Origin of the sequence: Brenneria rubrifaciens (genome assembly GCF_005484945.1) — a bacterium.
GTDB lineage: Bacteria > Pseudomonadota > Gammaproteobacteria > Enterobacterales > Enterobacteriaceae > Brenneria > Brenneria rubrifaciens.
The window spans coordinates 528,716-543,274 of the sequence record NZ_CP034035.1 but is presented as its reverse complement, the minus strand read 5'-3'; the positions used below and the strand labels follow the sequence as shown (position 1 = coordinate 543,274).

General features: G+C 54.5%; 11 protein-coding genes and 1 pseudogene. 2 read left to right on the top strand and 10 right to left on the bottom strand.

Going from position 1 to position 14,559, the window contains the following annotated elements:
• Positions 1-156: 156 nt before the first annotated feature.
• Positions 157-1,143: a tRNA-modifying protein YgfZ gene (gene ygfZ, locus EH207_RS02625; protein WP_137712607.1), complete on the top strand. Its 987-nt coding sequence runs from the start codon at positions 157-159 to the stop codon at positions 1,141-1,143.
• A gap of 59 nt (positions 1,144-1,202) precedes the next feature.
• On the opposite strand, the gene trhA is transcribed toward ygfZ, so the two are convergent.
• Positions 1,203-1,850 carry a PAQR family membrane homeostasis protein TrhA gene (gene trhA, locus EH207_RS02620; protein WP_137712606.1) on the bottom strand — a complete coding sequence of 216 codons (648 nt, stop codon included), beginning with the start codon at positions 1,848-1,850 and terminating at the stop codon, positions 1,203-1,205.
• A gap of 256 nt (positions 1,851-2,106) precedes the next feature.
• On the opposite strand from trhA, the gene EH207_RS02615 reads away from it, so the two are divergent.
• Positions 2,107-2,715: an HD domain-containing protein gene (locus EH207_RS02615; protein WP_137712605.1), complete on the top strand. Its 609-nt coding sequence runs from the start codon at positions 2,107-2,109 to the stop codon at positions 2,713-2,715.
• Positions 2,716-2,897: 182 nt separating this feature from the next.
• Here EH207_RS02615 and EH207_RS02610 read toward each other — a convergent pair whose 3' ends face one another.
• From EH207_RS02610 to EH207_RS02570, 9 genes and pseudogenes are all read right to left on the bottom strand, one after another.
• Complete coding sequence (locus EH207_RS02610; protein WP_137712604.1) at positions 2,898-4,205, bottom strand: ABC transporter substrate-binding protein; 1,308 nt, start codon at positions 4,203-4,205, stop codon at positions 2,898-2,900.
• Complete coding sequence (locus EH207_RS02605; protein WP_137712603.1) at positions 4,198-5,286, bottom strand: ABC transporter ATP-binding protein; 1,089 nt, start codon at positions 5,284-5,286, stop codon at positions 4,198-4,200. Before EH207_RS02605 ends, EH207_RS02610 begins: the two co-directional genes overlap by 8 nt.
• Positions 5,283-6,110 (bottom strand): phosphodiesterase, encoded by an 828-nt coding sequence (locus EH207_RS02600; protein WP_137712602.1) that lies wholly within the window; start codon positions 6,108-6,110, stop codon positions 5,283-5,285. Before EH207_RS02600 ends, EH207_RS02605 begins: the two co-directional genes overlap by 4 nt.
• A gap of 33 nt (positions 6,111-6,143) precedes the next feature.
• Positions 6,144-6,983: a carbohydrate ABC transporter permease gene (locus tag EH207_RS02595; protein WP_137712601.1), complete on the bottom strand. Its 840-nt coding sequence runs from the start codon at positions 6,981-6,983 to the stop codon at positions 6,144-6,146.
• Positions 6,973-7,845 carry a carbohydrate ABC transporter permease gene (locus EH207_RS02590; protein WP_137712600.1) on the bottom strand — a complete coding sequence of 291 codons (873 nt, stop codon included), beginning with the start codon at positions 7,843-7,845 and terminating at the stop codon, positions 6,973-6,975. The genes EH207_RS02595 and EH207_RS02590 overlap by 11 nt, the downstream gene beginning before the upstream one ends.
• A gap of 371 nt (positions 7,846-8,216) precedes the next feature.
• Positions 8,217-11,090, bottom strand: a complete 2,874-nt coding sequence (gene gcvP, locus EH207_RS02585) for an aminomethyl-transferring glycine dehydrogenase (RefSeq protein WP_137712599.1) — start codon at positions 11,088-11,090, stop codon at positions 8,217-8,219.
• 172 nt (positions 11,091-11,262) lie between these two features.
• Entirely contained in the window at positions 11,263-11,655 is a 393-nt protein-coding gene (gene gcvH, locus EH207_RS02580) for a glycine cleavage system protein GcvH (protein WP_137712598.1), read from the bottom strand.
• Between the two features lie 27 nt (positions 11,656-11,682).
• Positions 11,683-12,801, bottom strand: coding sequence for a glycine cleavage system aminomethyltransferase GcvT (gene gcvT, locus EH207_RS02575; RefSeq protein WP_137712597.1), 1,119 nt, complete (start codon positions 12,799-12,801; stop codon positions 11,683-11,685).
• Between the two features lie 370 nt (positions 12,802-13,171).
• Positions 13,172-14,475 (bottom strand): annotated as a pseudogene (locus EH207_RS02570) (alpha/beta hydrolase).
• Positions 14,476-14,559 lie beyond the last annotated feature (84 nt).

Here is a 14,559-nt window from a genome sequence, read left to right as displayed (position 1 = left end):
GACATATTTTACCGGTGCAAGGCAGCGCTATCACGTCGCGCTGCGAAGCTGTGCGCATAATTACCGGTTGCAAACAATTAATAAGAGCTTGCAAACCTTCGCGGCTATTTTACCATTAGGTCATTCAAATACTGCACCAAGCAGCAGGATCGTAATATGGCTAACCCATTTCCTTTTGCATCACAGCGCCCGTTTGCTTCAGCCCGGCTCCCCGCAACGCTTATCTCTCTGGATGATTGGGCGCTGGTGACGCTAACCGGCCCTGACACCATCAAATACCTGCAAGGTCAGGTGACGGCCGATGTTGCCGCATTGCCTGCCGACCAGCATATTCTTTGCGCGCACTGCGACGCCAAAGGAAAAATGTGGAGCAGCTTGCGCCTTTTCCAACGCGGCGATGGTTTCGCGTTTATCGAACGCCGTAACTTACGAGACACCCAACTCGGCGAGCTGAAAAAATACGCTGTTTTTTCTAAAACCACGATAGCAGCGGACGACAACGTCATTCTACTGGGCGCCGCCGGCGCGCAAATTCGCGAACTGCTGTCTGCCATGTTCAGCACGCTGCCGGATGCCGAGCATACGGTCGTTCAACATGAGGGGGCGACCCTGCTGCACTTCTCCTTACCGACAGAACGCTTCCTGCTGGTGTTGTCTTCTGAACAATACGCGTCACTGCTGGAACTGCTTGAAGGAAAAACCGGCTTAAATGACAGCCGTCAATGGCAAGCTTTAGACATTGAATCCGGCTTGCCGATTATTGACAGCGTAAACAGCGTGCAGTTCATCCCGCAAGCGACCAATTTACAGGCATTAAACGGCATTAGCTTCAGTAAAGGCTGCTACGCCGGACAGGAAATGGTGGCGCGGGCCAAATACCGCGGCGCCAACAAACGAGCGCTTTATTGGGTGGCGGGCCGGGCCAGCCGCGTTCCCGAGGCGGGAGAGGATCTGGAACTGCAATTAGGGGAAAACTGGCGGCGTACCGGCACCGTGCTGTCGGCATGCCGTTTACAAGATGAAAGTGTGTGGGTTCAGGTGGTCATGAATAACGATCTGGACGCCGACAGTCTGTTGCGCGTACGGGAAGATGCCGACAGTCAGTTAAGAATTCGGCCGCTGCCATATGAAATAGTCGACTGAGCGAGATATACGATGCCGCACCCAGGGAGGAGGACGCGTAACCAAACGGCGCGCTTGAGTCATACATACAGATAAATCGCCAGAAAGTGGCACACGCTGCCCCCGAGCACAAAACCATGCCAGATGGCATGATTGTAGGGAATACGCTCACTGGCGTAAAAGATCACCCCCAGCGTGTAAACCACGCCGCCTATCGCCAACAGCGTGATGCCTGCCACAGAAAGCGTCATGGCAAGCTGATAAATCACCACCAGCGACAGCCACCCCATCACCAGATAAGTGACAAGCGACAGCACTTCAAAACGATGGGCAAAAGCCAGTTTAAAGACAATGCCCGATAGCGCCATACTCCAAATCACCACCATCAGTCCATCCGCCAGCGGTGAATCAAGTCCCACTAGCAAAAACGGCGTATAGGTTCCGGCAATCAACACATAAATTGCACAGTGATCGAATTTTTTCAACCAGTGTTTGATCCGAGGGGAAGAAATGGCGTGATAGAGTGTCGAAGCGAGAAACAGAAGAACAATGCTGCCACCATAAAGACTGTAACTGGCGATGGCGACGCCATCCGCACCACTATTAACCGCCTGAACCAACAGTAACACCAGCCCAACGATACCAAGAACCAGACCAATTCCATGGCTTACGCTATTCGCGATTTCCTCTGCCAGCGAATATCCTGGCTCACGTATACGCTTTGACATGTTTACCTTATTCAGAAACAGCCTATCCGCGCCTGCCGCTGAAATGACGCCGACCGGCAAGCCGTGGTGTTTAACCTTTGAACAGCTTAACCGAGAATAGTTTCAGTGTACATGTGTAAGCTATAATAATTACGCAACTTAACATTTCATTTTTCAAAATAATCATTCATGTAAATCTTCGGTTACTTCCCCTACAATTATCCACTTCACTACCCACGGCACCTTCCCCCGGTTTTAACTGCAAGAGGTGGTTTTAATGTCGTCTGCCCCATCTGTTCTGAATTTCGGTCCCCTGACCGACGTGATCGGCTTTTTGATGGAAATTGATAAGCTAAAGCATGTACAGCGCCGCTCAAAAATCATCGGCAGCGATCGCCATGAAGATTCTGCCGAACACAGCTGGCATTTTGCAGTCGCGGCAATGGCGTTAGCGCCCTACGCGGGCAAAGACGTGGATATGCCGCGGGTGATCCAAATGGCGCTGATCCACGATATCGTCGAGATCGATGCCGGTGACGTCATGGTTTACGATCTCCCTGCCCGCCTTGCCGTTCACGATCGGGAAGTCGCTGCCGCGGCGCGGATTTTCGGCCTGCTGCCGGAACCGCAGCGCCGGCAATTCCACGCGCTATGGCTGGAATACGAAGCGGGCGAAACCGCCAGCGCCCAATTTGCCCTGATGATCGATCGCATCATGCCGATGCTAATGAATTTGCATAACGGCGGACAAAGCTGGGTGGAAAACGGCATTCGTTTGGAGCAGGTATTAGGCCGCGCCGATTTCATTGCCAATATCAATCCTGAGCTGTGGCGATACCTGAAACAGCACCTGGAAGAGGCGAAAGCCAAAGGATGGTTATTGTAAGGAAATCGCGCTTTTAGACGCGTAAGTGGTGCTGATGGACCGCGAAACGGCTGAACTTCTCGTGAAAAACCGAGGACACGGGGCGGCGATTCGCCACCCCGTGTCGGACGTGGCATATTCCTCTATTTATCACGCCCGAAACCCGCATCGAACCTGAATGATGCAGACGTCAGCACCCCCTGCTATTTCGGCAAGCTGAGCGCTGTTTTCTCCACATAAGGCTTCATGATCGTATCCGCCTCCTGCTGAGCGGCGGCGGCAGCTTTATCCACGTTCAGCGCCGGATCATTCAATAACGCGGCAAGCTGGTTTTCCATCGCCTTGCGCACCGCCACCGTTTCATAGGTGGCGTACCACGGGTGCGCATATTGCAACTGCGAGAGCGCGATCGCCGCTCGAGGATCTTTAGCCAGGTAATCTTTCATTTCCGGCAGATCATACGCCGCCATACGCGGGGCGAAATAACCGGTAAATCGGCTCCAACTGCCGCTCACTTCCGGGCTGACCAGATAGTTCAGGAATTGCCAGGCCGCTTTCTTCTGCTCTTCGGAAATCCCTTTGAAGCTCACCAGACTGGCGCCGCCAATGGTCACGCCGCGCCGTTCTTCTTCCGGCATCATCGCCACGCCCAGTTGGAAATCCTTAGTATTTTCACGCATAAAGCCCAGCGCGCCGGTACTTAGCATCGCCATCCCTAACTTGCCTGAAAAAAAAGCGGCGCTGATTTGCTTGGAGTTCAACACGCCGCCCGGCATCACTTTGTCGCGGTGAACCAAATTGCGCCAGAACTGTAACGCCCCTTTGGTTGAGGCCGTGTTGTAATACACCTCGCCGGGATAGTCAGCGTTGTAATAGGCGCCGCCGTTGGCACGCGTCAGCGCCGACAGCATCCAGCCGCCATAGTCATCATTGGTGGACGGGATCATGATGCCCCATTGCCCTTTCGCCGGATCGGTGAGTTTTTTCGCGATCGTGACCACTTCATTCCAGTTTTTCGGCGGTTCATTGAAGCCAGCCTGCTTCAACATATCTTGGTTGTAATAAAGAATCGGCGTCGAATTATGAAATGGAATGGCGTAGGTCACGCCCATTACCTGTGCGTTCTGATGCAGCGCCGGCCAGAAGTTTTTGGTCAGGAACGGCGTGGCTTTTTCATTGCCGTATTTGAACAGCTCATCCATCGGCAGAATTTCATCCTTGATGACCAGATCGGCAGTGAAATTCGCGGACATGATCACCAACGCCGGCGGATCGCCCGCTTTGGCGGCGGCTTCAGCTTTCACTTTGGTGGTATCGTAGCCGCCGGTAAAAATGCCGCGCACTTCTACCTGATCCTGGGACTGATTGTACTCTTTGATGATGCGCTTCATCTCCATCGTCAGTTTGCCGTCAACCGGAGCAGGGAACATGAAATCAATACTCTGCTTCGCCAGCGCCGGGCCAGACATCAGCAAGGCCAGCGCCAACGCAATAATACGGGGCTTATGCATCTATTTTCTCCTGGGATAAATTACGGGCGGTCTGCCCGGAAAACCAATGACAATCCTGCGGTGAAAAATTAAGGGTAAGGGGCGTTCCTACGCCCGGAACGCCATCGCGATTTGGCCGGCGATAGCGAATCCTCCCCAACGGGGTATCCACATGAATCAGGTACTCAGCCCCAAACAATTCCCGCTGCGTTACCGTGCCCGGCAACTGCAATCCGCCGTCTGATGCGGCCTGTTCGCTAATATGTTCAGGGCGAATCCCCAACAGCACACCCGTCATCTCGCGGGCTTCCTCAGTGGCGGGCAGCTCGATAACCTGCTCCAGCAAAAAAGCGCTACCGTCCGCACAGGGCAAGGTGATCATATTCATCGCCGGCGTACCGATAAACCCCGCCACAAACACATTGGCCGGATGAGAATAAAGCTGTTCAGGCGTGCCAACCTGTTGCAAGACGCCGCGATCCAGAACAGCAATCCTGTCCGCCATGGTCATGGCTTCAATCTGGTCGTGCGTGACATACACGGTGGTGGTTTTCAACTGCTGGTGCAGCGCCATAATGCCGTCCCGCACTTCGCTGCGCAGACGGGCATCCAAATTCGAGAGCGGCTCGTCCATCAGAAAAAGCCGGGGATCACGTACAATCGCCCGTGCCATCGCCACCCGCTGACGCTGACCGCCGGAAAGTTTTCCCGGTTTACGCCTGAGTAGCGGTTCAAGCTGCAACAGGCTGGCAACCCGCTGCACGCGCTGGGGATAGTCCGCCTTCGGCTCGCCGCGCATCCGCATCCCGAATGTGATGTTTTGCTCCACCGTCAGGTGAGGAAATAGCGCATAATTCTGGAAAATCATCGAAAAATTACGCTGTTTCGGGCTCCATGCGGTGATGTCCTCTTCGCCCAGCAGGATTTGCCCCGCACTCACCGTTTCCAAGCCGGCCAACATGCGCAGCAGTGTGCTTTTACCGCAGCCGGACGGCCCCACCAACACCAGAAATTCGCCGTCGGCGATGTCCAGCGACAGCGAAGACAGCGCCTGCGTTTGTTCGAACTGTTTACTGATATTACGTAACTGGATCACGGTCATGACTCATCCACCGGGCAGCTGATACGAGGGTCATAGAGATAGGGACCGGCGAACGGCGTAAGCAACTGGCTGTAGCTGACCAGTCCTGTATGCGGGACATAGCGGTGCATTACCACGGCGGCGGGTTCAAGATTGTAGTAAGGCGCCTTGTCATGGTGAAAATAAGGCACCTGATGCACCGTACCGGGCACCGTGGCAATAATGGCCTGACGACACTGCGTCACGATCAAACGATGAGTGTGGCCGCAGAATACCCTGGTCAGTTGCGGGAAGCGTTCGATCAATACCAGCAACTCATGGCCGTTCTCACAGGCGATGGGGTCCATCTGCGCAGAACCGAGCGGGATCGGTGGATGGTGCATAAAAATGGCCGTTTCGCGATCCTGATGATCGGCCAGTTGCTTCTCCAGCCAATCCAGCGTGGAGGGCGTCAACCATCCTTTCGATTGCCCTGTCAGGCTGGAATCGATAAACAGCAAACGCAGAGGAAAATCGTCCACCACATAATGGATATTGTCCGGGTCATCCCCCAACAGCGGGCAAAGCGGGCGCATGGCATGCAAAAAATGACGTTTATCATCATGATTTCCCGGTATCACATACAGCGGATAATCCAGCATCTGCAACACGCGCTGTGCGACCTGATACTCCTGCGGTCGGCCGCAGTTGACGATATCACCGCTTATCACCACCGCATCCGGGCGCTCACGCAGCGAATTCAGTTGATTAACAACCTCGGCATTCGCTCCATTTACGTCAATAAACTCATAGAGCTTGCGGCCTTCACTGCGAAAATGCAGATCGGAAATCTGTGCCAGTAACATAACTCCTACCTCTTTGTGCTTCTTGAAAGGCAATCACTTGATGCCTGAAAAACCAAAACTGCTCAGAAACTGCTTCTGGAACAGTACAAACGCCACCATCAGCGGCAGACACACCAGCAGCGTGCCGGCACAAATCAGTCCCCATTGCCCCCCGGATTCCGCGCCCATGGCGAACGACACCAGACCAATGGTCAGCACCTGTTTATCAGGATCGTTCAGAACCATCAGCGGCCAGAGATACTCATTCCAGTGATAGGTAATACTGACGGTGGCAAAAGCCAGAATAGAAGGCCAGGTCATGGGGATAAGGACGTGAAAGACCACCTGCCACCAGCGGCACCCTTCCATTAGCGCCGCTTCCTCAATCTCTTTGGCGATGTTGAGAAATGCCTGACGCATCAGGAACACGCCGAACGCCGAAGCAAAGTACGGCATCATCACGCCCGTCAGCGTGTTCAACAGCCCCAACTGCTTCAGCGTCATCATGTTTGGCACCATCATGACAACCGGCATGATCATCAGTTGGATCAGCAGCAGATAAAACAGCAGCGTTTTGCCGCGAAACTGGTGATAGGCGAAGATGTATCCGGCGGTGGTGATCGTCACGAGCTGCACCAGGAAAGTTCCCAATGAAAAAATCAGCGTGTTGGCATAGAGACGCAGCCAATCCGCGCTATCCCATGCATCGCGGAAATTATCCAGCGTCAGCGGCAAACGCGGCAAAAGCGAGGCCATGTCGCTCCCGAAACTGCTGGTGCTAACGGAAGACGACAGCATCCAGATAAACGGACTTATCCACAGTAAGGCCGCGCAAATCAGCAGCAGCGGCAGCGTAAAACGCGAGGTCACGCGCAGCGGATGTTCAGCGTTCATAATGCGCCCCCTTTTCCAGCACTTTCAGGTTCATGATGGAAAATGCAAACAGCAACGCCAGCGTCAGAAAAGTCGCGGCAGAGGCTTTGCCAAGATCGTGAGTATCGTTCGCCAGATCCTGAATGTAGTAGAGCAATACGGTGGTGGCGTTATTCGGTCCGCCGCGCGTCATCACCGCGACGTGGTCAATCTGGGTAATGGCATAAATAAAGGCAATCGTCACCACAAATGCGATAGTCGGTCGCAGTAACGGTAAAGTGACATAAAAAAAGACCTGGCGTCTTGACGCCCCTTCCATCAACGCGGCTTCCCGCGCCGAGGAGGAAATGGCTTGCAGACCGGCGAGGAAGAACAGCATGTAGTAACCGGCAAATTTCCAGATGCCAATCACGCTCACCGCCACCAGCGCGCTGTTGCTCATGCCGAGATAGTTGTTGTTCATCGGACCGAACAGCTTCGCCAGATAGTAATCCATCAGGCCGAGTCCTGGCATGAAAATGAACAGCCACAACGTTGCCGCGCTCACCAGCGGAATAATCATCGGAAAGAAAAACGCGGTACGCAGCCAGCGGTTGATCCGCGTATTTTCCCACAGCATCACGGCCAGCAGCAGCGCCAGTGATACACCAGGGATCACCGTCATCAGGATATACAACACGTTGTTCAGCAACGCCTGCCAGAACACATCATCCTGCAATAGACGGATAAAGTTATCCATTCCGACGAATAACGGCTGGTCGGCGTTCATCCGGGTATCATAGAGACTATCGATGGCTGAACGCAGCAGAGGAAAATAGGTAAAAGCAAAAAGGAAAACCAGCGTTGGCATTAGCACAAGGTAAGGAAAGCATTTTGCACGCATAAACAAATTAGTCACAGAAGTGAAACATGGAAGGGACACCATAAATACGTTACATGTCAGAGAAACGGCAGTTCAGTGACAGTTTATTTGCAGTGAAATATTTTTAATGATCAAAATAAGCGTGCTATTAAATACACTCTGTTTTCTGCCGAATTCGTCTCATCCATCAGCACCGCTTCCAGCGCCTTCATCTACAAGGGGACTTTTCTGTCAATATTTTCGATCACGATGGCGTCAACGGTTGAGAACCGCAGAGGACCAGACTTGAAGAGCGTTTGAATCACTGTCAGGCGGGGGGAGAGCGCGATAGCATCCAGCATAGAAATCAGCCCGCCTCACAACTGGCGGGCCAATTTCTCAGGGGTGATGGATTACAGGTAATCCGCCATCGGTACACATGAACAGAACAGGTTACGGTCGCCGTAAACATCGTCCAGGCGTTTCACGGTCGGCCAGTATTTGTTTTCGCCGCCCGCCGGGAACACCGCTAATTCGCGGCTGTAAGGATGCGTCCAGTCGGCAACCAGTTCAGCCTGAGTATGCGGCGCATTCACCAGCGGGTTATCTTCCAGCGGCCATTCACCGCTCACTACGCGATCGATTTCCGAACGGATCGCCAGCAGCGCATCGATAAAGCGATCCAGTTCCTCCTGACTTTCTGATTCCGTCGGCTCGACCATTAACGTTCCCGCCACCGGGAATGACATGGTCGGCGCGTGGAAGCCATAGTCAATCAGGCGTTTGGCGATGTCCATTTCACTGATGCCGCTGCTTTCTTTCAGTGGTCGGATATCAAGAATACACTCGTGCGCGACGCGTCCATCACGTCCGGTATACAGCACCGGAAACGCCGATTTCAGCCGCGTGGCGATATAGTTGGCGTTGAGGATCGCCGTCTGGCTCGCCTGTTTCAATCCTTCCGCACCCATCATGCGGATATACATCCAGCTGATCGGCAGGATAGAGGCGCTGCCGAACGGGGCGGCGGACACCGCGCCCTGACCGGTCAGCACGCCGTCGATTTTTACCACCTGGTGCCCCGGCACAAACGGCGCCAGGTGCGCTTTTACCCCAATCGGCCCCATGCCCGGACCGCCGCCGCCGTGCGGGATGCAAAACGTTTTATGCAGGTTGAGGTGAGAGACATCCGCACCGATATAACCCGGCGTGGTAATGCCGACCTGCGCATTCATGTTGGCGCCATCCAGATACACCTGGCCGCCGTACTGATGCACGATCTGACACACCTCGCGGATGGTTTCTTCATAAACGCCGTGGGTTGAAGGATAGGTCACCATGATACAGGAGAGCCGCTCGCCCGCCGTCTGCGCTTTTTCACGCAAATCGTGCAGATCGATATTGCCCTGCTTATCGCAGGCTACCACCACTACGCTCATTCCCGCCATCTGCGCCGACGCCGGGTTGGTTCCGTGCGCAGAACTTGGGATCAGGCAGATATCACGCGCCGCGTCATCACGACTTTCATGGTAGCGGCGAATCGCCAGCAGCCCCGCATACTCCCCCTGCGCTCCCGAATTGGGCTGCATGCAGACCGCGTCATAACCCGTCAGTTGCACCAGCCAGCCGGACAGCTGTTCGATCATCTGCCGATAGCCAAGCGCCTGCTCCGGCGGGCAAAACGGATGCAGTTCCGCAAACTCCGGCCAGGTAATCGGCAGCATTTCCGCCGCCGCATTAAGCTTCATAGTACAAGAGCCTAGCGGGATCATCGCCTGATTGAGCGCCAGATCTTTACGCTCCAGACGATGCAGATAGCGCATCATCTCAGTTTCACTGTGATAACGATTGAAAACCGGGTGCGACAAAATCACATCGTCACGCAACAGCGTTGATGGAATGGACGCGGCATGCTGATTGAGCGCCGTATCCAGCACCTCAATATCCAGCCCGTGCGCGTCGCCCAACAGTACGGCAAACAGCGCCAGCACATCTTCGCGTGTGGTGGTTTCGTCCAGCGTAATGCCGATCGCGCCATCCAGATCGTCTCTCAGGTTAATGCCAAAACTCAGCGCCCGGCTGAGCGTCGTCGTCTTATCCGCGACATCGACGGTCAGGGTATCAAACCAGGTTCGGTGGCGCAGCGTCATGCCGCCCTGACGTAAGCCGAGCGCCAGAATATCCGTCAGGCGATGAATACGTCCGGCAATACGTTTCAGACCTTCCCGGCCGTGGAAAACGGCATACAGACCGGCGATATTGGCCAGCAGCACCTGTGAGGTGCAAATATTGGAGTTGGCTTTTTCGCGGCGGATATGCTGCTCGCGCGTCTGCATCGCCATACGCAGTGCGGTGTCCCCTGCGGCGTCTCGCGACACGCCGATAATTCGGCCCGGCATCGCGCGTTTATGCTCATCACGGCAGGCGAAAAATGCGGCGTGCGGACCGCCGTATCCCATCGGCACGCCAAAGCGCTGGGCGGAGCCGAAAACGATATCCGCCCCTTGCTTGCCCGGTGCGCTCAGCAACACCAGCGCCATGATATCGGCCGCCACGCAGCTAACGACTTTACGATTTTTCAATTCCGCCATCAGGCTGCCATAGTCGTGCAGTTCGCCGGTGGTGCCCGCCGGTTGCAATAGCACGCCGAACACGGCGTCATCATTCAACGCCGCTTCCGCTTTTCCCACCACCACCTCAAAACCAAACGTCCGGGCCCGCGTGCGCACCACATCCAGCGTTTGCGGGTGGACATCGTCCGCCACAAAGAAGCGGTTAGCCTGTTTCAGCTTACTGATACGCTTTGCCATCGCCATCGCTTCCGCGGCGGCGGTCGCTTCATCCAGCAGCGAAGCCGACGCCAGTGCCAGCCCGGTCAAATCCTGCGTCACCTGCTGAAAATTCAGCAAGGCTTCCAGACGCCCTTGCGACACTTCCGGCTGATACGGCGTATAAGCCGTGTACCAGCCAGGGTTTTCCAGCACATTACGCAGGATCACCGGCGGCATCAGCACCGCGCTGTATCCCATGCCGATAAAGCTTTTATAGCGCTGATTACGGCTGGCAATCGCCTTCAGCTCAGCCAGCGCCTGATGCTCTGTTACCGCTTCTCCCACCGCAGGCGGGCTGGGCAGTTGAATATCAGCCGGCACAATTTGCCGGATCAACGCCTCCAATGAAGCCGCGCCGACCACAGACAGCATGTGCTGCTGTTGACTGGCGGAAGGACCGATATGGCGTTCAACGAAAGCGCCGTCATGTTCAAGTTGGCTGAGAGTCTGAGTCATTACGGAAATTTCCTGCGTAATACATGCTTTTGCCCCGGCTTATCGCCGGGCAAGGGAATAAAAAACGCCGGGAGCGTTTTTCAACGTCGCTCGCGACGGCCCGAAAAGGGGGGCAGGCAGGATAGCCCGCCATAAAAAACGCCCTGGCTCAGCAGAAACCAGAGCGATGTCATTACTCGTCTTCTTCAAGCGTGGCCTGATAGCTTTCCGCATCCAGCAGGTCATTCAAATCAGACTCGTCAGACGATCTGATCCGAAACAGCCAGCCATCGGTATAGGGCGCGCTGTTTACCAGTTCAGGGGCGTTTTCCAGCTCTTCATTGACTTCGATAATCTCGCCGCTAATCGGCGTGTAAATATCGGAAGCCGCTTTTACCGACTCGGCAACGGCGCAATCATCACCCGCCGCGACGATGGCGCCCACTTCCGGCAGATCAATAAACACCATATCGCCCAACAACGACTGCGCGTAGTCAGTAATCCCCACACTGTAAATTCCTTCGCCTTCAGACAGCACCCACTCATGCGAAGCGGTATATTTTAATTCTGCTGGTACATCGCTCATTGCCACCTTCTCCTTAACCTTCAAAAATTAATAATGAACAATCGGTTTTCCGGCACGGACGAAACCGGGTTGGGTGACATGCACAGGCAGTTCGCGGTTGCGGATCTGGACGATGGCCTGTTTGCCAATGCCCACAGGCACACGCGCCAGCGCAATGCTCAACCCAAGGGTAGGTGAAAACGATCCGCTGGTAATGACGCCCTCCTGCATCACACCCTCACTATCAGTAAAGCGCACAGGCAATTCATTACGCAATACGCCTTTTTCAGTCATCACCAATCCAACTAATTGCTCGCCCCGAGTTTCACGCTGTTTTTCCAGTGCTTCGCGGCCGATAAACTGGCGATCCTGCGGTTGCCAGGCGATGGTCCACCCCATGTTGGCGGCAAGCGGGGACACGCCTTCATCCATATCCTGGCCGTAGAGGTTCATCCCCGCTTCCAGCCGCAGCGTATCGCGGGCGCCTAATCCACAGGGCTTGACCCCCACTGACAACAGTTGTTGCCAGAAGCTCGCCGCCTGTGCCTGCGGCAGCGCAATTTCGTAACCGGCTTCGCCAGTGTATCCCGTGGTGGCAATGAAAAAGTCACTCGCCTGAGCGCCGAAAAATGGCTTCATCGCGGCAATCTGTTCAATCCCGGCAGCATCCAGCGAATAGCAATCTTTGAGCACAGCCCGGACTTTTTCCTGTGCGGTCGGCCCCTGAACGGCAATGAGCGCCAGATCGTCACGCTCGCGAATGTCGATGGCGAACGGTTTGGCGTGCTCGGTGATCCAGGCCAGATCTTTTTCCCGCGTGGCGGAGTTCACCACCAGCCGGAAATACGTTTCCGTCAGGAAATACACGATCAGATCGTCGATCACGCCACCGGACGCATTCAACATGCCGGTATACAGCGCCTTGCCCGGTTGAGTGAGTTTGGCAACGTCATTCGCCAGCAGGTAGCGCAGAAACTCGCGCGTTCCGACGCCGTGCAAATCCACAATCGTCATGTGGGACACATCGAACATGCCGGCATCACGGCGCACGATGTGGTGTTCGTCCAACTGAGAGCCGTAATGCAGCGGCATCATCCAGCCGTGAAAATCAACCATTTTGGCGCCATCGGCCAGATGCTGCTGATACAACGGAGTCTGCTTTGCCATCTTTTCCCTCTATTCAGAGCACTGCGTTCAGGAGATCGAAACTCGTCACGCAAACGTTACCTTGCTACTGAACTTACCATCGAAGCGCCGGCTAAACCACACCCGTAAACATAAGTTAAACTATATAGAAAGCTTAAAAAGGCGATTTAAAAAACATAAAAGCACAAGAATAAAAATTCTATTTTTAAAAAAATAAAGCATAAAAATCCTATAAATTAGAGTTAATCATCAATTAATGATATTTAAACTGAATAAAATAGATAATCACACCGGTGTGGTTTTGCAATTCGGATTAGTTAAAATAATGATAAAATCATACTGAAATTAGATTATTTCACTCAAACGCCAGTCGGCTGCGCTGGTTGAGCTACTAGGGTATTTTCTCGTCAATCCGTTGCATCAAATAGGGGAAAAAAGGCTTTGAGGATAAGCGCAGCAGCGTATCCAGATCGACCACCAGCACTGAACGCTCCCTGCGGGCTGTAATCACCCCCAGCGGCAAACCAAACTTCCGGGGATTTTGCGAGAAACATCCGTACGGGGAATCCGTATCCGGGAATGGCAATGCCACATGCGATAACGAGTAAACATCCGGGGGATAATCCATGCCCAAATCGCGGGTGTTCTCCTGTTTCATTCCCGCATCAACATCAAACGCGAGGGCATGAGCGCTGTCAGGGGCCGCATTGGTGATCACCGTGGTGTCATAATGGCGCGGCGCGGGGGGAAGCCACTGGTTCACCGCGCCGTTGGCGGAATCACGCAGCAGCGGCCCAAAATTGATCGTACGATTGACATCAAACAGCACCAGTTGGCTGCCGTTGGCAGGCAGTAGATTATAAAACGCCGAAATGACCGCCCGGGTACTGACGGTAAAATCCATCACCGACTGAAACGTCAGTACCGGCGGTAGCGCCGCCAGTGCCTGACTCTGCGCCTTGCGGGTCAGTTGACGTTGCAGTTGGTGCGTGAATAGCCATGACTGACGTGCGCCGTTCACCGAAAACGAATTATATTTGAACGGGTTGAATTCGGGCAAAACCCCCAGCCACCCTGGTTTGGCAAACGCCGGGAAGATGGCGGGCAACCCCGCCAGACCAGCAAAACGCGCGTAGCGGGTGATACCAATCATCGGGGAAATCAGTATCAGTTGATCAGGTCGAATCAACGTCGCGTCGTCCAGCGAATCCAGCGCATATTTCAGGGCCAGCGCCCCGCCATTGGAAAAACCCACAATATGCAGCGGCAGGATGTTCCCGGAAGCCGAAGTGATATGGCACTGAGCTTCCCGAACCGCCAGACGCGTCGCTGCCAGCCAATCCCGCCAGTGCACATCCGTCAACGCGGCAGGCACCGTGCCGTGTGCCGGCGAACCGATCCCCACCGCCACAAAACCGCGCTGACGATAACGCTCAGCGACATGCCGCAGGCTATAAGGTGAATCGGTCATCCATGCAAAAACACCACCGCCCCTTTGGGCGCGCCGTCGGGCATCAGTTCATAAGAACGGTTCCAGTCATGCAGAAAGTTGCCGGGATAAACCGGACTACCGGAAAAATAGCGATTGATTGGCCGTTTTTCATCCGCGTCCAGCGCCTGCGTCACATTCTGGTTTACCTGCCGGAAATGGCCTTCTTCTGCCCGCAAATACGCCGTCCAGTCAGCGTTATTCAGCTATTCCACTGAAAGTTCATTGGGAATATAGGTGTGCCAGGGAACCAGTGCGGGACCACGCTGGGTATCATAAATACGAATAGC